Origin of the sequence: Pseudomonas graminis, assembly GCF_004364335.1 — a bacterium.
In the GTDB taxonomy this organism is placed as follows: domain Bacteria; phylum Pseudomonadota; class Gammaproteobacteria; order Pseudomonadales; family Pseudomonadaceae; genus Aquipseudomonas; species Aquipseudomonas graminis_D.
The window spans coordinates 188,457-212,002 of sequence record NZ_SOCR01000004.1; the positions used below are offsets into that span (position 1 = coordinate 188,457).

Here is a 23,546-nt window from a genome sequence, read left to right on the forward strand (position 1 = left end):
CGTGAGACGTACTGGTTTGGGGGGGCGCGATGACCGACCTGAACGAAATGTCGCCGGCCGCGCGATCTGCTGCCATGCGTGGCGGAATGGCTGGCTGGGGACAGGTCGGAGGCGTTGCCGAACACATCCTGTACATGGAGGCTCGGCCAAAGCGCCCCGGACGTCAGCCCAAGTGTCACTGTGGCTGCGAAATGCCGAAAACACATATCGGCAAGGCCAATGGCGTCGCCTTAACAGGCGGTTGCGAGCTCTACGTGCGGCGCTGGGTGAAAACTGGAGGTCGTCCATGACCGAGACGTTGATTCTGCCGTGGCCACCGAAGGTGCTCAGTCCGAATGCGCGCTCGCACTGGGCAACCAAGAGCAAGGCGGCCAAGGCCTACCGCGCAACCTGTTTTCTGCTGTGTCTCAAAGCGGCCTTGCCTGTGCCTACCGGCCGGGCGCTGCTGTCCCTTGAGTTTGTCCCGCCTGATCGGCGGCGCCGTGACGATGACAACTGCATCGCTGCATTCAAATCCGGGCGTGACGGCGTGGCGCAGGCCTTGGGCATTGACGACAGCAGGTTCGTAACCCAGCTCCAGATCAGCGAAGAGACGATCAAGGGCGGCTCGGTGCGCGTGCGGATTACCGACTATATCGAGACATCCGCATGAGCAAGACCCGCGCTGTGAAGCTCAGCGACGCAGAGATCCGCCGGCAGTCGGCCGACGTCGCCGTGCACGACCTTCGTGACCCTCGTCATCCGGGCCTGTACCTGCGCTTCGGCAAAGATCGGCAGCGCGGCTCCTGGTATCTGGTCAAAGGCAAGGCGTGGAAGCGCCTCGCGCGCTGGCCCGAACTGAGTGCGGCCGCCATTGTTGCGGAGTTGCCTGCGCTCCGTCAGCGCCTGCTTCACGATCCAGAAGCCGCCGTAGCGGTGGGGCAGCTCGCCACGTGCGGGCAACTGATCGACTGGTACGGCGAGCGAATGAGCCTGGACCGGTCGCTGTCGGCGAAGCGCAAGGCAGGTGCGAAGTCGGCCATCAAGTGTCACCTCAAGCCCAGGCTGGAGCACGTGCCCCTGCGTGACCTGACCGCCGCCGTGTTGGACCGTGAGCTGATGTGGCCATGCCAGCAAGAGCTGTCGCTGTCGTACGTGCACCAGTTGTTCGTGCTGCTGGTGGTAGCGTTCCTGCAGGCATCCAAGCTGGGCCTGATTGATAGAAACCCGATGGCCGAAATGAAGTTCGTGGACTTCACGAAGGCTCGCATCATGCCGAAGGCGGCCCGGTTGCGCGGCGGGCACCTGGCGGAGGTGGTGCCCATGCTGGCCGGCCTGTTCGAGATCCAGCCCGGCGAGGCCATGTTGGCGCTGATGATGCTGTGCCATGGCACTCGTGTCGGTGAAACCCGAATGGCGCGCTGGTCAGACATCTCCATCCCGGACGGCGAGTGGTTCATTCCCGCCGAGAACACCAAGACCCGGACTGAGCACCGCGTGCCGTTGACCGCTCAGGCCAAGGCGCTGCTGACCCGGTACAGGGCCATCCAGCTGGCTCGTGGTTACGAGGGCATTTACCTGTTCCCGTCACGTCGCGGCCGTGTGCTGAGCGAAGGGCAGGCGAGCGCCGTGTTTACCCGCATCGGCCAAGGTGAGTGGACCAGTCACGACCTGCGCAAGGTTGCCCGCACAGCGTGGACTGACCTCGGCATCGACGGGCACATCGGCGAGATGCTGCTCAACCACTCGCTGGGCAAGATCGCGAGCACCTACATCAACACTCAGGCCCGGGCACAGCGTCTGGCGGCGCTGGAGAAGTGGCACAACTGGTTAGATGAGCGCGGCCTTAACGCGATTCACAACCTGACAGACACCCAATATGAAGATTCGCAAAACCCCGCGCACGCCGCGAACGGCGAGGTCTGCGAGCCTGTTTCCAACATTGTGAATGGCGAGGTTTCAAAATGCTGAACCAAGGCCTTTTTAAGCCAAGCGTCAGCCTCTGGCAGCACTACGTCACCGTCCTCAGTGTTGCTGGGATGGGCGTGGCGGTCCTGTTAGATTCGGGATGGGTCGCAACTATCGTCGTCGCTATGTTCTTGGTCGGTGCGGCTGTTGAGGGCTACGCCGAAGGCTTTATCGGTGCGAGCGAGGATGATGAACGCCTATGAAAAAGAGCCATGGACCTGCATTCCGCAAGGAATTGAAGCCGCTGATGGAGTGCGGCTGGTGTCGCGGCACAGGTGTCGTTGCGGGCGTGTTTCACCAGCTCGACTGCGCCGCGTGCCGCGGATCGGGCTGGGTGTGCCAAGTGACCGGCGAGGCGCTGCCGCTGGAAGACCTGGTGCCGCAACTGAACATGAAGCTGCGCAACGTCACCGCCGAGCTGAACCGGGCACGGCACAGCCAGGGCGGCGCACACGAACAATACGAACAGAACAACCGCCGCGGTGCCGGCGGCACGAACTTCACAGGGGATTGATCGATGGGCATGTACAAAGATGTGATGGGTACCCTGGTGCGCGTGCTGGCCGCTGACAACATCGACAACAGCACGAAGCAGTCCTGGCAGAAGCTGATCGATGCCGATCTGCGCCAAGGTGGCAATGGCAGCACCCTGTCGCCTCGTGACAAGTTCGATTACGACTGCTGCCTGTACGCGCTGCTGCACCGTCAGTTGGAGCCGGCACAGTGGGACGTGCTTGTCGCGAAGTACTCCACGCATAAGGCGAACAAGGTGGCCGCTATTGGGCGGCTGGTGAGTCGCATCTCATCGCCCGCTCCGCAGCTCTTCATCTATAAGGCGCTCACGGCTTGGGCAATCCCGAAGCTCAAGGGCGTCCAGTCCGACAAGCGCTCGACTGACATGATCGTGCTACCCGCCGAGTTCTACGACATGAACACATGGGACGTGAATGCTTCACCAGAGCGTACCCGCCGCAACTGGAGAGCGGGCGCCCATAAACGTCTTGAACAACTGGAGGAGGCCGCCGTTATCCATGCGACCCACATCTTCGATGACGAACAAATTTTCACCGATGCCGCTTGACCATGATGGCCGTTTGGCCGTAAATTAACCCCATCATGTCAATTTTGCGTGTGGTGATACGAGCACACGGCGAATCCAAAAACCCGGCCGAGCGCCGGGTTTTTCGTCTCTGCTCTCAAGCTCTGTGGTCTACGCTTTCGGTTCCGGTGATGGCAACCGTCACCGCGATAATGAGAGCGTAAAATGGCCTTCAGCGACGAACAAAAACTCATCGTAGCCTTGCTAACCGAAATCCACGAAAAGCTTGGAATCCAAGACGGACTTGATGCGCCGTTCGTTCAATCCATAGTGTCAAGTGACAACACGTGGGCCTTGCGGTGGCGTTATCAAGGAATGTTTAAGGACTCGGAAACTCCCCCCAACGTTAAGCGCGTAGCCGATGTGTTGGACATGTGTGAAGTGTTGGAGCGAACTGCGGACTCCCTTTCAGATGAGGAGCGTGCCCAGGTGGAAGCGGTGACAGGGCACTCGGTTTCAGGCGCCCGCTTCGTAGGTTATAGCGGGAATGACGAGGACGAGTTTCATATCGTTCAAATCCTTGTAGATGACCTTGGCAAGTGGGGCTCGTTTAAAGGGCGGGACTTCAATGCCCACATGCCAATGGTCGATGTCTACGACAGAATGCTGAATGTGTATTCGGGCCTGAATTCTCTGCATAACTATTCTGCAACCCTATCGGTTGAAGATTTGACCGCTGTTTTGGATGCTCGAACTCATCCAGATCACCGTTAAGCACATTGCTTCAACGACCCCGCTAAGTGCGGGGTTTTTTTGTTGCATGCATGACGCCATAGCCAGGTTGGTTCCTTCGGGAGTGGCCTGGACGTCGATAGCCTGAAGTGCGGTACGCAAACAACACCGGAGCCACTGAGCCTCCTTACCTCGATTGTTGCGGGGCGGCTCTGGCGGGGAGCGTGGGAAGACACGCAACTATCTCGAGCCACAGCATCTGCTGGGGCTTTTTCGTTTTCAGCCCCGCCACACCCATCGCTCCGAGCTGGGTGTGCTGCGGCGCTGATTAATTCTGGAGTAGAAATGGACCCAACCGACCTTGGCACAGGCACACCTACCTGGCTGGGCGTGGCAGGAACTGTCTTACTCAGAAGGTCCCCTGTGGTGAAGATATTTCTCGCAAGATAGCGACCGAAGGGGCGATGGACAGCGCTGAAATCGGCACGTCTGTGTAGAGGTCGCACTGTGGGCATACAGGTTTCCAAAGCCAAGGGACTATAGGTCAAAATTTGGATCCAACGTGATAGCATTCGCGGAATCATTCGCGAGGATTGTCATGGAAAATATTACGTTGGCTGCAGCTGTACTCTCTTCTCTATTTGGACAGTTGCTCACAGGGGTGGTGGCCGCCTGCGCGACCTACTTCGCTTTTTGGGGTCGCAACCAGACATACTCCAGACACGCCGGCTGGCTCATCAGCTTGGCGGTGTTCTTGGCGTTATGGGCCATTTTTCCCAACGGGTTCCACACGGTCTTCCCGCCCGAGACGATGAGACAGTTCGGTGGCCTAGCCCCGGAAGCACCTAACTACAAAGCGTTGTTCATAGCCGATTCGGTTTGGACAGTTGTCGGTTGGGGCTTCGGTCTATGGCTCTGGAGCTACGGCCGCAATGACTGAAGCAGTTCAATGAACACGTCCCCAAGGAGGACGTCGCTCTAGGACAGCTCGTTAAGGCGAGGTTGTTAGTGATTATTGAGGCTCGCCACATCGGCGGGCCTTTTTCGTTTATAGACCCCGAAAGGGCCAACACCGGATGCGCACTATGCCCGACAAGCCAGATACCTGGGCCAAGCTCTGGATGGCCCTGTCAAATCCACTATGGCAGGGCGCGATCATGGCCATCATCGTCTCTCTAATGCGCATCCTTTACGACGCAAAAGAAACCAGCAAACGCCGGATCTTCTTCGAGGCGTTGATCTGTGGTGCGCTGAGCCTGGTGGCTTCCAGCCTGATCGAGTGGATGGCCTGGCCGCCCAGCCTATCAGTCGCTGCCGGTGGAACGATCGGCTTTCTCGGCGTCACAGCCATTCGCGAACTGGTCACGCGGTTCATTGGCCGAAAGGTGGACATCACATGAAGGCAATTGCTGCTGCAATCATCATCGGTTTGGTGGGCTTGCTGCTCGTCGGTATTCAGCAATACCGCTTTTTCGCCCTCAGTGGCGCTATGCAGCTTGAGACGAAGAGCAAGAACGAAGCCATCGCCGCCAACACCGAAAGCCAGGCCACCATTACCACGCTGCGAGCAGAAGCCCAGCGCAACGCGGCCTACTTGAAAGATCTGAACCAGCGGATCAAGGCCAGCGAAGACAAGGCCAAAAAGGCCAAGAAGGATTTCGATGATCTCAAGCTCAACAGCAAACCGGTTCGCGATTGGGCTGCTCAGCCTTTGCCTGACGGCCTGCGCGGCAAAGCCGCAAGTGGTAACAAAGACCACGGCAATAAGACTGGAAGCCCCTGAGCTGGTCCCCTGCGAGCGGGTCAATACAGTTGACACCGATCTGCGTGATAACGGCGATGTGTGGGAACTGAAGGATCAGGCCATCAAGCTGCTCGACACATGTGCCGATCAGGTAGACGCCCAGATCCTGCGCAGCCAGAGCAAATAGGCGAGGAGTTGACGTCATTCACGCAGAAGCTGAGCTCTTAGCGAATCCTCGTAAAGCGTCAGCTGTGAATAGTCTAGTTGGTGATTCGGACCCCATTCACTCACAGGCAAAGCTAAAAGTTCGGTGAGTTGAATCTGAACGGCTTGGAGTGTGGCGATTACCACAGATTCGGGCATCGAAGCAGGTATTAGTGGGACCGAGTGTGATGACATGACCTGCGACTCCGAGCAACTGCATAGCAGCATTAAGAATGCATGCTTCGGCTTTAACAACAGCGGTTCGTCGCTTAGCCGTTTCCCATAATCATGCCGGTCGGACACGACTATGTAAGCGCTCTCAGTTCGCGTGCTGCAAGTGGCCGACCTGCACAGTTGAGTAAAGACCATGGCCTGTACGACATGCTCGGCTGTACGCACTCGAGCCCTGAAATTTATGAGGATCGCCAGTGAGCGAATCAACCAACTACGTCAGCGTGGCGACGATCATCCCGTCAGCCAGCCTGAGCCTGAACAGCGCGCTGCCGACGATGGGCACGCGGGTGATGCTGAGCGACGGTAGTGAACTGACAGGCATCACGTCCATCACCATGACGGCAGAGCCAAGTGGTGTGTGGAAGGCGACCATCACGGTGATGCCGCACCACATCGAGCCCATCACGGCCGAGGTCATTGTGATCGAGTCGGCCGAGGCGTCCGGTCCGGATGATCGTCTCGTCGAGATCACAAGCTGCGGGGATTCCATCCGCCGGCTTGTGAAATCTATTGAGTAGGCTCTCCACTCTTCCGTCGCGGATGGCTGAGCCCGAGGGAAGGAAGTTTGCTCAGCCGATCCCTGAGTCAGGTAATGAGGGATGGGGATCGGGTCGAGGTGGCCGGCCATGGCGCCGCAAGCGCGCGGCGATCCTCGTGCGTGACCAGTACACGTGCCAGTCGTGCGGAACGGTCACGCTTGACCTTGAGGTCGACCACATCATCAACATCGCCCAAGGTGGTAGTGATGATGATGCGAATTTGCAAGCGCTGTGTGTGCCCTGCCACAAGGTGAAGACGGCACAAGAGTCCGCGCACGGCGCGGGCCGCAGCTGATCTGGCCTCCGATCATGCAGAACGCACGACGCGCAAGATCTGAATGAGATTAATTATCGCTTAGCGCGGCCCATCACTCGGGTACGGCCGTGATTTCGTGCGAAATGCACGGTTTTGCGCCGAAATGATACGAATTCCCATTCGCGGGAGGGGCGGGTCCAAACCATGGGGCTTTTTGCCTCGGACACCGCGCCCGACCGCACGCAGAGATTTTTTCCCCCTCACAGGTTTTTTGTTAAATGGCACTGACCCCAAAAAAGCAGGCATTCGTCGCTGCGAAGAGGGAAGGTGCGTCTAATAAAGATGCAGCGATAGCCGCAGGTTACGCGGCCTCCAGCGCTGCACAGGCTGGCGCACGCCTGGCAAAGGATCAGTTCGTTATCGCTGCTTTGGCCGGCCCAACCGTTAACAAAAAAGTTAACAAATTTGTTAAAGGGGACGCGCCACCAAAGTCGAGCGGCACCGCGTCTCGCGAGGAGCTGTCCGCTGACGCCGACCCTGGTGATGAAAGCTTCGACTTGGTCAAGGCCATGCGCTTCTCAGACCCCAAGGAGTTCCTGCTCGCGACGATGAACGATTTTGAGACCGACTCGAAGTTGCGCGTCGACGCCGCGAAGGCCCTGATGCCGTTCATTCATCCCCGCAAGGGCGAGGGCGGCAAGAAGGAGGAGAAAGAGAACGCCGCCAAGATCGCTGCCAAGGGCAGGTTTGGTGCCGCACCTCCACCCCCAGGACATTTGCGAGCGGTGAAATAAATGAACGTACCCGTCTGGGACACTTCGTGCCCAGACTGGGAAACGAAGATTGTAAATCGCCAGTCACTTGTACCATTTGCCCCGCTATTCCCGGACGAGGCGCGGGCGTGCATGGAGGTCCTGAACAACCTCCGGATCGTGGACGCACCAGGTAGCCCGCTGATAGGCGAGTCTTGCGCCCCGTGGATTGATGATCTTGCGAGCGCCATTTTCGGTGCTTACAACTCAAACACCGGTGAGAGGCTGATTCAGGAATTCTTCCTCCTGATCAGCAAGAAAAACGCAAAAAGCACGATCGCCGCCGCGATCATGTTGACGGTGCTGATCCGCAACTGGCGGCAGTCAGCTGAGTTCATCATCCTGGCCCCGACCATTGAGGTTGCAAACAACGCCTACGCGCCGGCCCGTGACATGGTGAAGCACGACGAAGAACTGTCGGCGTTGCTGCACGTGCAGGACCACCTCCGCACGATCACGCATCGCGAGTCCGGCGCCACCCTGAAGGTGGTGGCCGCTGACCAGAACACAGTAGGGGGCAAGAAGGCTGCGGTCGTGCTGGTGGACGAGCTTCACCTGTTCGGCAAGAACCCGCATGCAGCGAATATGCTGCGTGAGGCTACGGGTGGCTTGGCTTCGCGGCCGGAAGGCTTCGTTATCTACCTGACCACGCAGTCGGATCAGCCGCCGGCGGGGGTGTTTCGCGAGAAGCTCCAATATGCCCGCGGCGTGAGAGACGGGACGATCCTGGACCCCAACTTCTTGCCAGTGATCTACGAGTTTCCTGAACGGATCCTCAAGGCACAGGAACACCGAAATCCCGAGAACTTCTATATCACCAACCCGAACATGGGGTACTCGGTCAGCGAGAAGTTTCTGATTCGAGAGATGAAGAAAGCCGAGGAGGCCGGGGAAGCCGAGGTTCTCGGTTTCATGTCCAAGCACCTCAACGTCGAGATTGGTTTGGCGCTGCGGTCAGATCGCTGGGCTGGGGCTGACTTTTGGTCAGCCGCCGCGGTACCAGTGTTGACGTTGGACATGCTGCTGTCGATGTCCGAAGTGATTGACGTCGGTATTGACGGGGGCGGGCTTGACGACTTGTTGGGCTTCGCTGCTGTAGGGCGCGATAAGCGGACACGGGACTGGCTCATCTGGACTCATGCATGGGCCCATCCCTCAGTTCTCGAACGCCGAAAGGCAGAAGCCCCTCGGTTTCACGACTTCCAAAAGCAGGGAAATCTGACACTTTCAGCGCGTATCGGTGATGACGTAAACGACGTCGCTGATTTGGTGGAGCAGATTGAAGAGTCTGGCCTTTTGGACAAGGTAGGTGTGGACCCGGTAGGCATCGGCGCCATCTACGACGCAATGATCGAACGCGACATCCCTCCAGAGAAGATCGTCGCTATCAGCCAGGGCTGGAAACTGGGCGGTGCGATCAAGACCGCAGAGCGAAAGCTTGCAGAGGGCGGCATGAAGCATGGGGGGCAACCCATGATGTCGTGGTGTGTGGGCAACGCCAAGGTTGAGCCTCGCGCGAACTCTATCCTGATCACCAAGCAAGCCAGTGGGTCGGCCAAGATTGACCCACTCATGGCCTTATTCAACGCTGTGACGCTGATTTCTTTGAACCCGGAAGGCCGGGGGAATGACGACTTCATGGCCGCCATTCGAGATCCGATAATCGTATGAATCCACTGAACGTATACATCCTGCTCGCCCTGTGCGGCTTTGCCTCGGCAGTTGCTGGGGTATACGTGCTGCAGGGGCTGGGCTGGGCGCTGATCGCCGGCGGACTTTCGCTACTTTCAATTGCTGGTTTTGTGCGCAAGGGGCTGATCGGTGAGTAAATCCTTATCGGCGGTGCTCGGCCGCGCCGCGCGTAAGCCGAGTGCATCGCTTAGCGAGTGGCTGGGCAGGCCTATAGGTCTGAGCGACGGCGGCTTCTGGAGCCAGTTTCGCGGTGGCCAGTCCAGCTCGGGCAAGACGGTCACCGTCGACAACGCCATGCAACTTTCAGCCGTGTGGTCCTGCGTTCGGATCGTCTCCACTTCGGTTGCAGGTCTGCCGATGGGCGTGTATCGCCGCCAGCAGAACGGTGACCGTGAGGATGCTCGGCAGTTCGCCCTCTATGACGTGATCCATACGAGCCCAAATGAGGACATGACGGCTTTCCAATTCTGGCAGGCCATGGTCGCTTCGATGCTGCTGCGGGGAAATGCGTACGCGGAAATTCATCGTGCTGGCTCGCGCGTTGTTGCTCTGGACTTCCTGCTACCGGGGCGCGTCGATCTTGACCTTGACGATGACGGCAGGGTGACCTACTGGTTCCGACCACGTAAAGGTGCTCGGCGCCAGATTGAACGCGAGAACATGTTGCACATCCCGGCGTTCAGCCTGGACGGCCGCGTAGGGCTGTCGGCGATCCGCTATGGTGCGGACGTGTTCGGCGCAGCGATGTCGGCCGACGATGCTGCGAACGGCACGTTCAAAAATGGCTTGCTTCCGGCCGTGGCGTTCAAGGTCGATCGAGTGCTCAAGCCTGAGCAACGCGAGGAGTTTCGCGACTATGTGAAGCAGGTTTCCGGCGCACTGAACGCGGGCCGGTCGCCAGTGCTGGAGCAGGGCATCACGCCAGAGTCCATCGGCATCAACCCGGTGGATGCCCAGTTGCTTGAGTCCAGGGCCTACAGCATCGAAGAGGTCTGTCGTTGGTTTGGCGTGCCGCCATGGATGGTCGGCAAGACTGACGCGGGAAGCAACTGGGGAACCGGGCTTGAACAGCAGATGATTGCGTTTCTGACCTTCAGCATTAGCTCCATCACCACGCAGATTCAGCAGTGCGTGAATAAGCGGCTGCTGACCCCGGTGGACCGCCAGTCTTATTACGCAGAGTTCTCGCTCGAGGCCTTCCTCAAGGCTGACAGCGCGGGCAGGGCAGAGTGGTACAGCAAGATGACGCAGAACGGGATCATGACCCGGGACGAATGCCGGGTTAAAGAAAACCTCCCACGCCATGGCGGCAATGCTGCGGTGCTCACCGTTCAGACCAACCTGGCGCCAATCGACAAGCTCGGGCAGTCCACCGACGGGCAAACCGCTCAAAGCGCTTTGAAAAACTGGCTCGGCCAGGCTCAGGAGTAACCATGCCATTGAATGTAAATGCTCGCAGTTTCAACTGCGAGCTGAGCCCGCGCGCGCTCGATTTGTGGAATCCAGATCTGCGCGCCGCGCTGGAAGCCGGCACTGACACCATCACCATGTACGGCATCATCGGTGAAGACTGGTACGGCGAGGGTGTCACGCTCAAGCGCGTGGATGCCGCGCTGCGCTCCATCGGTGACAAGCCGGTCACTGTCTATATCAACTCGCCTGGCGGTGACATGTTCGAGGGGATCGCGATCTACAACCGGCTGCTGGAGCATTCGCAGGAGGTCACGATCAAGGTTCTCGGCCTTGCCGCCTCGGCGGCGTCGGTCATCGCGATGGCTGGCGCCAAGCGTGAAGTCGCGAAGACAGCTTTCCTGATGATCCACAACTGCTGGACCTACTTCGCCGGAAACCGCCACGCCATTCGCGAGCTCGCCGATACGATGGAGGAGTTCGACCGCGCGATGATCAGCCTGTACGCCGACACCAGCGGCCAGGATGAGGCAGCGGTGGAGAAGATGCTCGATGCCGAGACCTACATGAACGGCTCGAACGCCGTCGATAAGGGTTTCGCGACCGGACTGATCTCTGCGGCCGAAGTGGAGCAAGCCCCCAGCGAAGAAGGTAATCAGGCGCACTCGGCCCGCAGGCTCGACGCTGCGCTCGCCAAATCAGGGATGCCGCGCAGCGAGCGCCGCAAGCTCATTTCAGAAATCAAGACCAGCACGTCTAGCGCTGCTGGCGGCGACACGCTTCGCGCTGTCGTGCCGGGCAAGCCTAGCGCTGCCCTTGATGTATCCGCGTTTGAAGAAACCGCAAATCAGGCGTCGGCACTTCGGGGGCTCATCCCCGCCTGCTGATCGACTGGCGCTGCAACCCATTTGATAACCGCCCTGGAGGCGGTTTTTTCATTTCTGAAAGGACAAAATCATGGCTGTAGATCTTTCTGCAATTGAAGCTTCCCAAAAGCAAACCCAGGCCGACCTGAAAGCAGTTGGCGACCAGATCAAGACTTATGCCGAGCGCACCGAGAAGGAAATCAAAGCTTCCGGTGAAATGCAGGCTGAGACCCGTGGCAAGGTTGACGAGCTGCTGCTGAAGCAGGGCGAGCTTCAGGCTCGCATGCAGGACGCTGAGCAAAAGCTGGTCAATGCCAACAAGCGTCATGACCCGGAAGTTCAGCAGTCTGCCGGTCAGCTCGTCGCCGCGAAAATGGCAGAAGAAGGCGTCAACAGCTCTTTCCGCGGCTCTCGCCGTGTGACCGTGCCACGAGCCGCAATCACCTCCGTGCCGACCTCCGGCGGCGCGTTGGTGCAGACCGAGCGCGTCGGCATCGTTCTCGCGCCGCAGCGCCGCTTGACCATTCGCGATCTGGTTGCGCCTGGCACCACCGACAGCAACGCTATCGAGTACGTGCGTGAAACCGGCTTCACGAATAACGCCGCCATCGTCGGCGAGGGCCTGGCCAAGCCATACAGCGACCTGAAATTCGAACTGCAGAACGCGAACGTGCGAACCATCGCACACCTGTTCAAAGGCAGCCGCCAGATCCTGGATGACGCTTCGGCGTTGCAGAGCTACATCGACGCCCGAGCTCGCTACGGCCTGTTGATGGCCGAGGAAGCGCAGCTGCTGTACGGCAACGGCACGGGCAACAACGTGAAAGGGATCATCCCCCAGGCCCAGATTTACGCAGCGCCTGCTGGTATCCAAGTGCAGGCGATTCAGCGTATCGACCGCATCCGTCTGGCCCTGCTGCAGGCGCAGCTGGCCGAGTTCCCGTCCACCGGCATCGTGCTGAACCCGATCGACTGGGCGGCCATCGAGCTGCTCAAGGACGGCGAGGGTCGCTACATCATCGGCAAGCCGCAAGAAGGCACCGCGGCGCGCTTGTGGAACCTGCCGGTCGTTGAAACCCAAGCCATTGTTCAGGACCAGTTCCTGGTGGGCGCATTCAGCCTGGCTGCGCAGATCTTTGACCGGATGGGTATCGAAGTGCTGGTCTCGACTGAGAACGCCGACGACTTCGAGAAAAACATGGTGACCATCCGCGCTGAAGAGCGCTTGGCCTTCTCTGTGTACCGCCCGGAAGCTTTCGTGACTGGTCCTCTGACCCCGGCGGCGTAACCCTTCCCACAGTGCGCCGTCCGCGGGCGGCCTCACTGATTCAGGAGAGACGAACATGGCACGTGCAAGCGCAAGCGATGCAACCAAGGGGGCTGCTACAGCCGCAAATACGACTGCTGCCTCGTCTGGTCAACAGACTTCAGCGGAAGGCACCACCGCCACGGCCGCTGCGGCCGGCGTACAAAGTGGGACCGCGGTAGGCGATAGCGCTTCCGTGGCAGGAGCGGGGACCGGTCCGCTACAGCCCACTGACCCAGCCAATGGCATCGGTAACACCGTGCAGGCCGGGCAACCGTCAGAGATCGCGCGCATCGACGCGGATTCGGCAACAGCCGGAACTGCGACGATTTCGTTCGACACTCAACCCGGTACCGGTGACCAGGTGCAGGCCGATAGTGTTGCTGAGGACAGCAACGAGATCATGATTTACCCGGTGCGTAGCTACCTGGACGGAAAAGAGATTCGCCGTGCTGGTGGCGAAGGCTACAAGTCGCCCAAGCATGACGCGGTGTCGCTGGTCGCTGCCGGCCTTGCCACCGACAAAAAGCCAAAGGCCTGACATGAACGCCATACCGACCGATCAAGCGATGCAGCATTTACGCGCCGAAGAGCAAGATCGCGCGCACGTGGAGCTGTTACTCGCCGCGGCAGAGGACAGCGCTGCCCAGTTCATGAACCGGCGTTTTTACGGTGATTTGGACTCTCTGGGCGCTGCGGTGCTGGATGGGTCGGGGGGCCGGGACCCGGTGCTGATAAATCCGTCCATTCGCGCTGCATGCTTGCTGATCTTGGGCTCGCTGTTCGAGAACCGTGAAGACGTCGTGATCGGAACGATCCCCAACGAACTGCCAATGGGGTCGCGCGCACTACTGACGCCATATCGTGTGGGCTGGGGGATCTGATGCGCTCAGGCAAGCTACGTCACCGAATCGATATCGAATCACCGAGCTTGGTCCAGGATCCGGCCACTGGGGAGATGTTGCCCGGCTGGACCAGAACGTGGGAGAACGTCCCGGCATCGTTTGAGCCGCTGAGTGCTCGCGATTTAATCGCTGCGCAAGCTGCTCAGTCAGCCGCCACTGCGCGAGTGGTGATTCGTTACAGGTCCGGTGTTGTGCCCACCATGCGGATCATTCATCGAAACGAGATCTACGAACTCAAAGGGCCGGCTTTGCCGGACCCTGGCTCCGGATTGGAGTACCTCACCATCATGGTGGGGAAGGGGCTCAACAATGGCTGACACCATTTCCGTCAGGTTTACCGGAACGGACCAGCTATCCGCCAAATTTCGCGAGCTGAGCGGTGCAGTGCGTACCAAGGTGGCCGCGCCCGCAGCGAAGGACGCCATGCAGATTGTTCTGGCTGATGCAAAGGACAGGGCTTCCCGGGTGGATGATCCCGAGACCAGCAACTATCTACCTGCGAACATCGCGTTGGTTGAGCGAAAAAAGCTGGGCGAGGAGATCGGAGCTGTAGTGGTATCAGTTGGCGTGCGCAAGACTAAGGCTGGCCAGCGTGGCGGCAACACGTTTTATTGGTGGTGGGTGGAGCTGGGCACGGAACACTCCCGAGCTCGACCAATGTTGCGGCCAGCGCTGGCGAACAACCGCGAAGCTGTCTTCAAGGAGTTCCTCAGTTCGGCCAAGTATCAGCTCATCAAGCTTGGGATCAACTAATGGTCGCTCCGATCTTCAGAACGTGCGTCGCCGATCCCGCTGTGACACAGCTGCTTGGTGTGAGCCCTACCCGACTCTATCCGCATGGAGAAGCGCCGGAGGGAGTGGCCAAGCCCTACGCGGTGTGGCAGGTGGTCAGTGGCTCCCCGATAAACTATGTGAATGGTCTGCCTGATACCGACCGCTACGGCCTGCAGGTAGACGTTTATGCTGATACGGCTAGCAGCGCAGACGCGGTCGTCGTCGCAATCCGTCGCGCCGTCGGCAGGCACGCCTACGTGACCGGGTTTAGTGTCGATAGTCGCGACACGGACACCAAAAGCTACCGGAAAGGTTTCGATGTTGCCTGGCTCGTGAGGCTGTAATCAGAACAGAAAGAACGACCCGCTCAGGCGGGTTTTTTTATGCCCGCTAATAAGTGATTTCGCAGGAAATCGGGAGTAACAAATTGACTATTCCAACCCAAGGCACGGAGCTTTTCGCGATTGATCCGGCTGACAACAGCATCCTCGATGTTGGCTGTTTCACGTCTCTTGACGGCATCGATACCTCTATTGCGCAGGTTGACGTGACATGCACGAAGTCTAGGGCGCGTGAGTACGAAGCTGGCTTGGCTGAACCTGGCTCTGCATCGTTCGGCTTGAACATCGACCCCCAAAGCCCTGCGCATTTGCGCCTGCACCAGCTGAAAAAGGCCGGCACGAAACTGAAATGGGCAGTGGGCTGGTCGGACGGCTACAACTTCGACACCGAGGAAGGTGTCCAGCCTCTAATTGGCACTCCGGGCGGTCTGGCTGCGCTGGTGCTGAATTCGGCGGGCACCGGTTACACCACTGCTCCCACGGTCGCCATTACTGGTGGCGGTGGCACCGGCGCGACAGCGACTGCTCAGATCGCAAACGGCAAAGTCACTGGCTTCACTGTCACGAACGAGGGCGCCGGTTACACCAGCGCACCGACCGTGGCCCTCACAGGCGGTGCTGGTAACGGCGCGACGGCTCGCGCGGTGGTGGAGACGGAGATCGATTTCGACCTGCCAGACAACCGCACCTGGCTCACCTTCGAAGGGTACATGAACAGCTTCCCGTTCACCTTCGGCCTGGGCGACGTCGTGAAATCCACCGTTGGCATTCAGGTGTCTGGCGATCCCGTGCTGATCGCCAAGACCGCGCCGTAAGGAACACCCATGGATCTGAACATTGCTTCGCTCAAAGCTGCCGGGGCTTTCATCTCGGCACCGCAGAAAAAGGAAGTCAGCTGGCACGCGAACGGGAGGCCGCAGAAGGCCACTGTGTACGTGCTGCAGGAGTCTTTCATTTCGCTGACCCAGCGCTGGGATGCGCAGGACCGCGGCGGTGACTTGGCCGCCCAGCGCATCGCCTCCTGCATCACCGACAAAGACGGTGTGCCGGTGTTCACCGTCGAGGACGTGGTCGGCGGGCCAGAAACAGGTCATGGCCCGCTTTGCGCGGAGCTGGCGATCGTATTGCTCGCCGCGATCGGTGAGGTCAACAAAGTGCCAGAGGGCACCCTCGAAAAAAAATCCAACCCGAGGAAGAGCTCTGGCACGAGCTCGCCATCGTCCTCGGCACCACGATCGCGGAAGCAAAACAAAGGATGACCTACGTCGAGGCGATGGACTGGATGCGGTACCGGCTTCAAACCGGTTCGCTGAATCTGGGCCTTCGCCTCGATGAAGGTTTTGCGTTGCTGGCCACTGTGTTCAACAACGTCATGGGCGGTAAAGCCAAGTTTTCGGATTTTATGCCGGATCGCGGTTTTCAAGACGCCCCGAAAGCTGCCACGCCGCAGGATCTGTTGGCGCTCTTGCAACGCGTGAAGGGGTGATTTATGGCTGTTGATTCGCTCGGCCAGTTGACGGTCGATCTGGTGGCGAACACCGGCGGCTTCGAAAAGGGGATGGACCGGGCAGAACGCAAGCTCAAGTCCACGACCCGCGAGGCAAAGTACCAAGCCGATCAAATGGGCAAGCTGGTTGGACAGATTGATCCGGTAGTGGGTGCATACGGCCGGCTCGATAAAATGGAAGAGCAGTTGCGTAAGCATCGCGCTGCCGGCCGGCTCGACGAGCCGGACTTCAAGGACTACCTCTCAAAGCTAAACGACCAGCGTGCTGCATTGGGCAAGAGCAGCAACGACATGGACAAGGGCGCGATGTCCGCGAAAGCATACGCCGCAGCACTGCGCGGTGTTCCCGCTCAGTTCACCGATATCGCCACATCCATTCAGGCAGGGCAAAACCCGCTTACCGTGCTGTTGCAGCAGGGTGGTCAGCTCAAGGATTCGTTCGGCGGCGTCGGCCCTGCTGCGAAAGCGCTGGGCGGGTACGTGCTGGGATTGGTGAATCCGTTCACCGTCGCCGCTGCTGCGGCTGCAACGTTGGCTCTGGCTTACTATCAGGGCTCGAAGGAGGCTACGGCGTATCAGGTGGCGCTGATAACCACCGGCAACGTCGCTGGTACCAGCGCAAACCAACTGGCGGGAATGGCTGAGCGGATTGGTTCGACCGTTTCCACCACGGGCAAGGCGGCTGAGGTGCTGGCGCAACTTGCCGGCGCCGGAGACATCACCAGCGCGAGCTTTGAGCAGATCGCGTCGGCTGCCATCAACTGGGAGAAAGCGACCGGGACCGCCACTGAGCAAACCATCGCCGAGTTTGAAAAGATCGCGAAGGACCCCGTGAAAACCCTCGGTGATCTGGACGATAAGTACCATTTCCTCACCGCTTCGGTTTACGAGCAGGTTCGAGCGTTGCAGGAAAACGGCGATAAGCAGGGCGCTGCCGCCGTGGCAGAGGACGCATACGCACGAGCGCTCGAAGCGCGCGCTGCAAACATCAAAGCGAATCTCGGCACGCTGGAAACTGCTTGGGCTTCTCTCGCGGGTACCGCGAAAAAGGCGTGGGACGAGATAGTCGGGGTTGGTCGTGAAAGCTCGCTTGACGCTCAGATCAAAAATACCCAGAAGCTGCTCGATGACCGCAAGGGCGGTGTCCTGGCCAAGATGTTTCCCGACTCGCTCGGCGAGGGTAGCGACTCCACGCGGTTTTTGAAATCACGCCTCGACCTGCTCATCAAACAACGAGACGCGCTGACCAAGTCGAGCAAGGCTGAGGGTGACAACGCAGTCGCCCAGACCGAGGGCCGCAAGGCATTCGAGGAATATCAGAAGGCGCGAGAAGCGAACTTCACCAAAACGCAGAAGATGAACAAGGCGCTCGAGGATGAGCAGCGCCGTATCACCAAGGCTCGTGCTGCGGGATACAAGATTTCGGCAGAGGACGAAACTGCAGCCTACAAGGCAATCCGCGATAACCCCTCTTACAAAGACGCCGATCCGAAAAAGCCGAAGGCGTATCAGGAAGACGCTGGCACCAAAGCGCTGGATTCTGCGCGGCAACAATACGCGGTGCTGCAGCAGCAGAACTCGCTGATTGGCGACCAGTCGGCGGCAAGCCAGCAACTCGGCTCGAACGCGAAAAAGCTGATCGAGTGGGAGCAACAGCTCGCCGATATCAAAGGTAAGAAGACGCTCACTGCTGATCAGAAATCGCTGCTGGCCAGTCAGGACCTCATCACCGCGCAGCTCAAGCGCAACGCGGCGCTGGAAACCCAGAACACGCTGTCGGAAAAGGCGCTCGAAACACGCCGCAAGCTGGCCGCGTTTGATGAAAATCTTCAGAGCCAGCTTTCGAGCGCCAAGCAAGGGCTCGACAACAATCTCGCTGGCGCGGGCCTCGGCGATGTGCAAAAGCAGCGCCTCCAAGAACAGCGAAACATCCAGCAGTCCTATCAGTCGCAACTGGACAAGTTGACCTCCGACTACAACAAGAGCAACAAGGACCAGTTCAGCACCGAGCTCTACGACAAGGAAACAGCATCGCTGAAAAGCGCGCTGGATCAGCGCCTGGCGATGCAGCGGCAATATTACGTCGACGTGGACAAGGCCCAAAGCGATTGGACCGTCGGAGCCTCAGCGGCCTATCAGGACTATCTGCAAAGCGCGAAGGATGTCGCTGGGCAGACGAAGAGCCTGTTCTCTGGCGTGTTCAGCGGTCTTGAAGATTCGGTCGTGAATTTCGCCATGACCGGCAAAGCCTCGATCGCCGATTTCACCAAGTCGGTTCTCGCTGACTTGGCCCGGATCGCCGCGCGGCAGGCCATCACATCGGGAGGCACCGCCCTTCTAGGGCTGGCCACCACTGCTGCTGGCGCCTACTTCGGCGGAGCGTCCGCCGGCACCGGGGCCGCCGCTTCTGATTATTCGGGGGCTGCTTATCAAAGCTGGCTTTCCTCGCAGCACTGGGACGGCGGCTACACCGGAGACGGCGGCAAATACGAGCCGATGGGCGTCGTTCACGGCGGCGAGGTGGTGATCCGCAAGGAAGTGGTTCAGCAGCCGGGAATGCGTCAGTACCTGGAGCGTTTGAATAAGTCCGGGAAGCCAGGTTATGCAGACGGTGGTTACGTAGGGCTGGCGTCGGGCGGGGCTGCGTCCACTGCCACCGCCAATACCGCCGGATCTGTCGTCATTCAACAGAACTTCACAGTGCCCAGCGCGGCAAACGACTCGTCGGCGGAAGACATGCAGGCGGTCGGGCAGGCTTATGCCGATACCGCGAAACGCGGCGCTCAGCAGGCGATCGCTGAAGAGCTTCGGCCAGGCGGGGCAATTTGGAGGACCATCAATGGCCGTTGAGACATTCACCTGGTGTCCGAAGCTGGAGACGACCAGCACACCCGAGTACCGGACCCGATCGAGCAAATTCGGGAACGGTTACGAGCAGGTGGTGGGCGATGGCCCTAACAACAAAGTGGATGTTTGGCCGGTGTCTTTTGTAGTCCGTGAGTCTGTAGCGCTCGAGATCAAGGCTTTTCTTGATCGTCACGCCGGGTTCAAGTCGTTCATGTGGACGCCCCCGCTCGGCGAACTGAGCTTCTACCGCGCTACGGCGCCGACCGTATCCCCCAACGGTGCTGGCTTTTACACCCTGACCTCCACGTTCACCCAGTCATTCATTCCATAGGTAAGACATGCCGCTGATCAAAGATATCCAGGTGCTCGAGCCTGGCAGCGAAGTGCTGCTGTTTGAATTGGATGGGTCGGATTATGGCGCGGACGTGTTGCGCTTCCATGGCCACGCCATTCCCTACACCGCGGCGGAGTTGATGGCCGCTGGCGCCGATGCCGACCAGCTACCGGCCAAGGCGATCTGGTGGCAGGGGGAGGAATACGGCGCCTGGCCAATGCAGATAGACGGTATCGAGGCGAATGGCGACGGCACGGCAGTGCGTCCGACGCTTTCAGTGGGCAACGTCAACGGGCGCATCACCGCGTTGTGCTTGGCGTTTGAGGATCTGCTGGACTTCAAGTTGACGATGCGGCACACGCTGGGCACGTATCTGGATGCCGAGAACTTTCCCGGCGGAAACCCCGACGCGGACGCCTCTCAGGAGACCATCGAGGTCTGGTATCTGGACCAGAAGACCTCTGAAAACGGGTCGAGCGTGTCGTGGGAGTTGGCGAGCCCGGGCGACGTCGGCGGTGAATCCATCGGCCGGCAGATGACGACGCTGTGCCATTGGTGCCTCACCGGCGGGTACCGCGGACCTAACTGCAATTACACCGGGCCATACCGCGACAAGGACGGAAACCTCACCGACGATCCCGAAAAGGACGAGTGCGACGCGACTCTGGGGCGTGGTTGTGTTCCTCGATTCGGTGAAGGCAACTCACTGCCCTTTGGCGGCTTCCCTGCCGTTTCCCTGATTGCCAGGAGCTGACCATGCTGAAACATATTCTCAAGGCGGTTCAGGCGCACGCTGCCGAGCAGTACCCGCGCGAATGCTGCGGGCTTCTGATCAGCATCGGCCGAAAGCAGCAGTACATCCCGTGCACGAATACCGCGGCCGATCCCAACGAAGAATTCCGCATTGCGCCGGAGGATTACGCCGCTGCCGAAGACCTGGGCGAAGTGATCGGCATCGTCCACTCGCACCCGGACGCCACGAGCAGGCCGTCTCCGCGTGACTTGGCAATGTGCGAAGCGACGGAATTGCCGTGGCACATCCTCAGCTGGCCGGAGGGCGATCTGCGAACGATCGTTCCCACCGGCAACACGCCGCTGCTGGGCCGGTCGTTCGTGCATGGCGCCTGGGATTGCTGGCAGGTCTGCGCTGACTGGTACAAGCGCGAGTGGGGCCTAGAGTTCGACGCCTTCAAGCGCGAGGACGGCTGGTGGGAGCAGGCCGACGGCCCGAGCCTCTACGAGCAAGCCTACGAGGCGGCCGGGTTTGAACGTGTCAGCGCTCCGCAACGAGGCGACATGATTGTGATGGAAGTAGGGCGCACCAAGCACCCGAACCATGCTGGGATCTACCTCGGCGCAGATCCGAAGTTGCCGGGTGAAACGACTGCCGTTCACGGCGCCGGTCCTTTCCTGCTCCACCACCTCTATGGCAGGCCATCGGAGATCATCATCTTCGGCGGTCCGTGGCTGGACAGAACGCGCCTGATCCTCAGGCATAAAGACTCCCGCGAATCATCTGATACTAAAGAAACGCTTTCGTAAACTAATGGGAGGTGAGCAGTAATGGGTTGTCTTCTTCGAAGATGGTTTGCTCAGGCATATTTCTGGAAAAAAAGCCCTCAAATACCACTTGGAATCTCTCCCTGCAGTCGTATAGCTGTGCTTTCTTGAGTTTACGAATTTTGTAAACGTCATTCCGATCAAAGTGGCAGCCAAGAGATAGGAAGCAGTGGCTGAATATGCGAAAAACCTGCCAGTAGAGCTCGGGGTCGACTTCCTCTTCCGTCGCCAATTGGTAGAGAGCCCACTCTAAGAGCCAGTATTCATCTTTCGCCCAGCGCGCGTGCTCGTGGAGCTGGCCAATGAATGATTTTTCATCGTAGTCATCGCAGTGCGGAAAGTTTCTTTGAACTACAAATCGAGGATCGATCAAGTCGGTTCCTTACGTCTGCGCGGCAGACAGTCTGTTATCCACGAGAATTTAAGCTCTGAGGGCCATATGCAAATCATACAGCGCTACATGATGACAATTCACGACGTCTTCACCATCACTGATGTCGGTATCTGCGGCGCCGAAACCGAGATCAGAGTTTTGGACGGCGCCGCCGAGGTTGAACGAGTTAAATTCTCCGGCAAGTGCCAGAGTGAAGGCGGCTACAGCCGCAGCTACCATGGCACGCATGGGCTTACGGTCGTAGTCGTCAAAGGACCTGGCCGAGTTGTCTTGGAGCCATTTGCTGCCTGACTACCAAATAAAATCATCGGTGCCCAGCTTATGTGATCCGTATCTCACTTCATGGTCGTCTCCTGCGACTTTGGATTCAGCTATGGCTCCCGCCTCAGTCGCAAACACACCATGCAGAGACCAAGGCGCGCTGCCATAACACCCCAGCCCAAAACCCAGCCAGCACTGTCCGGATCCGCTTTCAATTCCTTACTCACATCGACCTCCTAGGTCATATCGCCCTGGTCCGCGGACTTGCAAGCAACGGACCGGAGCGATTCGTTGGAGGAGCGAAGCTACTACGCCAGGATCCAATTCCGTTACTGAGCGTTTGTCCAGCGCTGGGTAGATAGCCAGTTAGAGTAACCGAAGCGCGGTTTTGGAGGTCCAGAAGGCTTGTGCTAGCGTGGGCACGACCGTAAATCAAGGAGCGGATACGAGCATGAAGACGCAGAACGAAGACGAGTTGCGTGCCTGGGATCAGTATGTTGCTGCTGCGTTCGAATATGCTCTTAAAACGTCCACAGCAGGATCGAACGACGTGCATCTTCGACTCTCTGTAAAGCGGGCGGCGGACGTTGCAGATTTGCTAATCGTCGAGAGGCGGGCGCGTCAGGTTTGAAATAAAGCCCGGGCTCGCGCCGGGCTTTTTGCGTTGAGAGACCGGTGATACCCTCGGGTTTTCAATTTGAGGGATCATCATGCGAATTTTACTTGGAGCTCTGGTACTTGTTCTGTTGGCCGGTTGCTCGTCATATCCTATATCTCTAACTGATGCGAAGCAGGCTCCGCGCGACGAGGTTTACGCTTTCCAGTCCAACCCGGCTGGGTCGTATGGGCAGATCATCGTATTGCGCGACGGTGGAATAAATGCCTCTGGATGTGACTTCGTCGTTTACGTTGATGGGAAAAAGGCGGCGAAACTGGGGTCTGGAGAGAAAGCCTCGTTTCTGGTCTCTCCCGGGACCTATAACTTAGGCGTAGGATTGGCGGGTGTAGGACTATGCGCGGGCCAAGCGATCAGAACAATCAGCGTGAATGTCACCGATAAAAAAGACTCTATCTTCCGCTTAAGTTCAGACATGACTGGGATAGCGGTCGGGCCCTACGTCGAATATCAGTGATTGAAATATGTAAGCCGCCCAAGGGCGGCTTTTTAGTGCGAGGGATATATGCGTCCGGTAGAAAATTCACAAGGCCGAACTGCGATCTACTTATCAGGATCTCTGGCAAAGAGATTTTTTCGCCAAAGACACTATCAGCTGGATAAGGGTGATGCATGGGAGGCAATGCGCGCTCTAAAAGCAACACTTCCCGGGTGGGCCGCTGAAATATCGAGGCTGGCAAGACTCGGTATGCGTTTCGCGATATATCGCAACCGAAAGAATGTTGGCTCCAGAAACGCCAGCATGATGGAGCTTGGTGGAGCAAATGAGATCAGGGTCGTGCCTGTCATCCATGGTGGTAAGCGGGCCGGAGTACTGCAGACCATCGTGGGGATAGTTTTGATTGTTGCTTCATTCTTCGTTGCACCAGGATCACAGGCGGCTTTGTTCGCTGCGGGGGTAGGGACGACTGCTGGCGGGGTAATTCAAATGCTGAGCCCTCAGGCTTCTGGTTTGAAGCAAAGCGCTTCACCCGACAACCAGCCTTCCTACGCGTTTGGCAGTGCCAAGAACACGACCGCCAGCGGCAACCCGGTCGCTATTTGCATCGGCGAACGCAGGTGGGGCGGGGCGATTATTTCTGCATCGATTCTCGCGGAAGACAAAACCTGATTCCGAACTGGAACAACCGACCGCCGAGTGGCGGTTTTTTTATGCCTGGAGAAAA

General features: G+C 58.8%; 35 protein-coding genes and 1 pseudogene. 34 read left to right on the forward strand and 2 right to left on the reverse strand.

Translation table 11 applies throughout. The features are described 5' to 3' along the window. Nucleotides 1-286 precede the first annotated feature (286 nt). From EC919_RS08325 to EC919_RS08465, 31 genes and pseudogenes are all read left to right on the forward strand, one after another. A complete protein-coding gene (locus EC919_RS08325; RefSeq protein ID WP_133772921.1) occupies nucleotides 287-652 on the forward strand; it encodes an endodeoxyribonuclease RusA in 366 nt (121 codons plus the stop codon). Beyond that, nucleotides 649-1,950 (forward strand): tyrosine-type recombinase/integrase, encoded by a 1,302-nt coding sequence (locus tag EC919_RS08330; RefSeq protein ID WP_133772923.1) that lies wholly within the window; start codon nucleotides 649-651, stop codon nucleotides 1,948-1,950. Before EC919_RS08325 ends, EC919_RS08330 begins: the two co-directional genes overlap by 4 nt. After that, nucleotides 1,944-2,150 carry a hypothetical protein gene (locus EC919_RS08335; RefSeq protein ID WP_133772926.1) on the forward strand — a complete coding sequence of 69 codons (207 nt, stop codon included), beginning with the start codon at nucleotides 1,944-1,946 and terminating at the stop codon, nucleotides 2,148-2,150. Before EC919_RS08330 ends, EC919_RS08335 begins: the two co-directional genes overlap by 7 nt. Then, entirely contained in the window at nucleotides 2,147-2,461 is a 315-nt protein-coding gene (locus EC919_RS08340; RefSeq protein WP_133772928.1) for a hypothetical protein, read from the forward strand. Before EC919_RS08335 ends, EC919_RS08340 begins: the two co-directional genes overlap by 4 nt. Nucleotides 2,462-2,464: 3 nt before the next feature. Continuing rightward, nucleotides 2,465-3,028 carry a hypothetical protein gene (locus EC919_RS08345; RefSeq protein WP_133772930.1) on the forward strand — a complete coding sequence of 188 codons (564 nt, stop codon included), beginning with the start codon at nucleotides 2,465-2,467 and terminating at the stop codon, nucleotides 3,026-3,028. 183 nt (nucleotides 3,029-3,211) lie between these two features. Further along, complete coding sequence (locus EC919_RS08350) at nucleotides 3,212-3,760, forward strand: YfbU family protein (RefSeq protein WP_133772932.1); 549 nt, start codon at nucleotides 3,212-3,214, stop codon at nucleotides 3,758-3,760. Between the two features lie 303 nt (nucleotides 3,761-4,063). Beyond that, a pseudogene (locus tag EC919_RS27640) lies at nucleotides 4,064-4,206 on the forward strand (chemotaxis protein); the annotation flags it as partial. 110 nt (nucleotides 4,207-4,316) lie between these two features. Next, nucleotides 4,317-4,658, forward strand: coding sequence for a hypothetical protein (locus tag EC919_RS08355; RefSeq protein WP_133772935.1), 342 nt, complete (start codon nucleotides 4,317-4,319; stop codon nucleotides 4,656-4,658). A gap of 136 nt (nucleotides 4,659-4,794) precedes the next feature. Next, nucleotides 4,795-5,118 carry a phage holin, lambda family gene (locus tag EC919_RS08360; RefSeq protein WP_133772937.1) on the forward strand — a complete coding sequence of 108 codons (324 nt, stop codon included), beginning with the start codon at nucleotides 4,795-4,797 and terminating at the stop codon, nucleotides 5,116-5,118. Further along, nucleotides 5,115-5,501 (forward strand): hypothetical protein, encoded by a 387-nt coding sequence (locus tag EC919_RS08365; RefSeq protein ID WP_133772939.1) that lies wholly within the window; start codon nucleotides 5,115-5,117, stop codon nucleotides 5,499-5,501. Before EC919_RS08360 ends, EC919_RS08365 begins: the two co-directional genes overlap by 4 nt. Beyond that, nucleotides 5,461-5,649, forward strand: coding sequence for a hypothetical protein (locus EC919_RS27385; RefSeq protein WP_243842224.1), 189 nt, complete (start codon nucleotides 5,461-5,463; stop codon nucleotides 5,647-5,649). Before EC919_RS08365 ends, EC919_RS27385 begins: the two co-directional genes overlap by 41 nt. A 445-nt stretch (nucleotides 5,650-6,094) precedes the next feature. Beyond that, on the forward strand, nucleotides 6,095-6,418 hold the full coding sequence (locus EC919_RS08375) for a hypothetical protein (RefSeq protein WP_133772941.1): 324 nt from the start codon (nucleotides 6,095-6,097) through the stop codon (nucleotides 6,416-6,418). Between the two features lie 22 nt (nucleotides 6,419-6,440). After that, complete coding sequence (locus EC919_RS08380) at nucleotides 6,441-6,734, forward strand: HNH endonuclease (RefSeq protein WP_133772943.1); 294 nt, start codon at nucleotides 6,441-6,443, stop codon at nucleotides 6,732-6,734. Nucleotides 6,735-6,973: 239 nt separating this feature from the next. Beyond that, the gene (locus EC919_RS08385; RefSeq protein WP_133772945.1) at nucleotides 6,974-7,489 is read left to right on the forward strand and encodes a terminase small subunit; all 516 of its coding nucleotides are present in this window, start codon (nucleotides 6,974-6,976) and stop codon (nucleotides 7,487-7,489) included. Further along, the gene (locus tag EC919_RS08390; protein WP_133772947.1) at nucleotides 7,490-9,178 is read left to right on the forward strand and encodes a terminase large subunit; all 1,689 of its coding nucleotides are present in this window, start codon (nucleotides 7,490-7,492) and stop codon (nucleotides 9,176-9,178) included. Beyond that, a complete protein-coding gene (locus EC919_RS27115; RefSeq protein WP_166650510.1) occupies nucleotides 9,175-9,336 on the forward strand; it encodes a hypothetical protein in 162 nt (53 codons plus the stop codon). The genes EC919_RS08390 and EC919_RS27115 overlap by 4 nt, the downstream gene beginning before the upstream one ends. Then, nucleotides 9,329-10,630, forward strand: coding sequence for a phage portal protein (locus EC919_RS08395; RefSeq protein ID WP_133772949.1), 1,302 nt, complete (start codon nucleotides 9,329-9,331; stop codon nucleotides 10,628-10,630). The genes EC919_RS27115 and EC919_RS08395 overlap by 8 nt, the downstream gene beginning before the upstream one ends. Before the next feature lie 2 nt (nucleotides 10,631-10,632). Continuing rightward, entirely contained in the window at nucleotides 10,633-11,496 is an 864-nt protein-coding gene (locus tag EC919_RS08400; protein ID WP_133772951.1) for a head maturation protease, ClpP-related, read from the forward strand. A 70-nt stretch (nucleotides 11,497-11,566) separates the two neighbouring features. After that, entirely contained in the window at nucleotides 11,567-12,763 is a 1,197-nt protein-coding gene (locus EC919_RS08405) for a phage major capsid protein (RefSeq protein WP_133772953.1), read from the forward strand. A gap of 55 nt (nucleotides 12,764-12,818) precedes the next feature. Beyond that, nucleotides 12,819-13,322 (forward strand): hypothetical protein, encoded by a 504-nt coding sequence (locus EC919_RS08410; protein WP_133772955.1) that lies wholly within the window; start codon nucleotides 12,819-12,821, stop codon nucleotides 13,320-13,322. 1 nt (nucleotide 13,323) lies between these two features. Then, nucleotides 13,324-13,665 carry a head-tail connector protein gene (locus EC919_RS08415; RefSeq protein ID WP_133772957.1) on the forward strand — a complete coding sequence of 114 codons (342 nt, stop codon included), beginning with the start codon at nucleotides 13,324-13,326 and terminating at the stop codon, nucleotides 13,663-13,665. Beyond that, nucleotides 13,665-14,003, forward strand: a complete 339-nt coding sequence (locus tag EC919_RS08420; RefSeq protein WP_133772959.1) for a phage head closure protein — start codon at nucleotides 13,665-13,667, stop codon at nucleotides 14,001-14,003. The genes EC919_RS08415 and EC919_RS08420 overlap by 1 nt, the downstream gene beginning before the upstream one ends. After that, complete coding sequence (locus tag EC919_RS08425; RefSeq protein WP_133772961.1) at nucleotides 13,996-14,439, forward strand: HK97-gp10 family putative phage morphogenesis protein; 444 nt, start codon at nucleotides 13,996-13,998, stop codon at nucleotides 14,437-14,439. Before EC919_RS08420 ends, EC919_RS08425 begins: the two co-directional genes overlap by 8 nt. Next, nucleotides 14,439-14,804, forward strand: coding sequence for a DUF3168 domain-containing protein (locus tag EC919_RS08430; RefSeq protein ID WP_133772963.1), 366 nt, complete (start codon nucleotides 14,439-14,441; stop codon nucleotides 14,802-14,804). The genes EC919_RS08425 and EC919_RS08430 overlap by 1 nt, the downstream gene beginning before the upstream one ends. Before the next feature lie 53 nt (nucleotides 14,805-14,857). Further along, nucleotides 14,858-15,616 carry a phage tail tube protein gene (locus tag EC919_RS08435; protein WP_133772965.1) on the forward strand — a complete coding sequence of 253 codons (759 nt, stop codon included), beginning with the start codon at nucleotides 14,858-14,860 and terminating at the stop codon, nucleotides 15,614-15,616. A gap of 9 nt (nucleotides 15,617-15,625) precedes the next feature. After that, on the forward strand, nucleotides 15,626-16,060 hold the full coding sequence (locus tag EC919_RS08440; protein ID WP_133772967.1) for a phage tail assembly chaperone family protein, TAC: 435 nt from the start codon (nucleotides 15,626-15,628) through the stop codon (nucleotides 16,058-16,060). Beyond that, a complete protein-coding gene (locus EC919_RS08445) occupies nucleotides 16,057-16,287 on the forward strand; it encodes a phage tail assembly protein T (protein WP_133772969.1) in 231 nt (76 codons plus the stop codon). The genes EC919_RS08440 and EC919_RS08445 overlap by 4 nt, the downstream gene beginning before the upstream one ends. 3 nt (nucleotides 16,288-16,290) lie before the next feature. Continuing rightward, complete coding sequence (locus EC919_RS08450) at nucleotides 16,291-19,158, forward strand: phage tail tape measure protein (protein WP_133772971.1); 2,868 nt, start codon at nucleotides 16,291-16,293, stop codon at nucleotides 19,156-19,158. Further along, nucleotides 19,148-19,486 (forward strand): phage tail protein, encoded by a 339-nt coding sequence (locus tag EC919_RS08455; protein ID WP_133772973.1) that lies wholly within the window; start codon nucleotides 19,148-19,150, stop codon nucleotides 19,484-19,486. The genes EC919_RS08450 and EC919_RS08455 overlap by 11 nt, the downstream gene beginning before the upstream one ends. A gap of 7 nt (nucleotides 19,487-19,493) precedes the next feature. After that, nucleotides 19,494-20,243 (forward strand): phage minor tail protein L, encoded by a 750-nt coding sequence (locus EC919_RS08460; protein ID WP_133772975.1) that lies wholly within the window; start codon nucleotides 19,494-19,496, stop codon nucleotides 20,241-20,243. A gap of 2 nt (nucleotides 20,244-20,245) precedes the next feature. Further along, on the forward strand, nucleotides 20,246-21,031 hold the full coding sequence (locus EC919_RS08465) for a C40 family peptidase (protein WP_133772977.1): 786 nt from the start codon (nucleotides 20,246-20,248) through the stop codon (nucleotides 21,029-21,031). A 1-nt stretch (nucleotide 21,032) separates the two neighbouring features. Here the strand turns inward: EC919_RS08465 and EC919_RS08470 are convergent, their stop codons facing one another. Further along, a complete protein-coding gene (locus EC919_RS08470) occupies nucleotides 21,033-21,422 on the reverse strand; it encodes an Imm41 family immunity protein (RefSeq protein ID WP_133772979.1) in 390 nt (129 codons plus the stop codon). 48 nt (nucleotides 21,423-21,470) lie between these two features. Further along, the gene (locus EC919_RS27120) at nucleotides 21,471-21,671 is read right to left on the reverse strand and encodes a hypothetical protein (protein ID WP_166650511.1); all 201 of its coding nucleotides are present in this window, start codon (nucleotides 21,669-21,671) and stop codon (nucleotides 21,471-21,473) included. A 484-nt stretch (nucleotides 21,672-22,155) separates the two neighbouring features. On the opposite strand from EC919_RS27120, the gene EC919_RS08485 reads away from it, so the two are divergent. From EC919_RS08485 to EC919_RS08495, 3 genes are all read left to right on the forward strand, one after another. Continuing rightward, on the forward strand, nucleotides 22,156-22,335 hold the full coding sequence (locus tag EC919_RS08485) for a hypothetical protein (RefSeq protein WP_133772982.1): 180 nt from the start codon (nucleotides 22,156-22,158) through the stop codon (nucleotides 22,333-22,335). A gap of 79 nt (nucleotides 22,336-22,414) precedes the next feature. Continuing rightward, nucleotides 22,415-22,837 carry a hypothetical protein gene (locus EC919_RS08490; RefSeq protein ID WP_133772984.1) on the forward strand — a complete coding sequence of 141 codons (423 nt, stop codon included), beginning with the start codon at nucleotides 22,415-22,417 and terminating at the stop codon, nucleotides 22,835-22,837. 48 nt (nucleotides 22,838-22,885) lie between these two features. Next, complete coding sequence (locus EC919_RS08495; protein ID WP_133772986.1) at nucleotides 22,886-23,491, forward strand: tail assembly protein; 606 nt, start codon at nucleotides 22,886-22,888, stop codon at nucleotides 23,489-23,491. The last annotated feature ends 55 nt before the right edge of the window (nucleotides 23,492-23,546 follow it).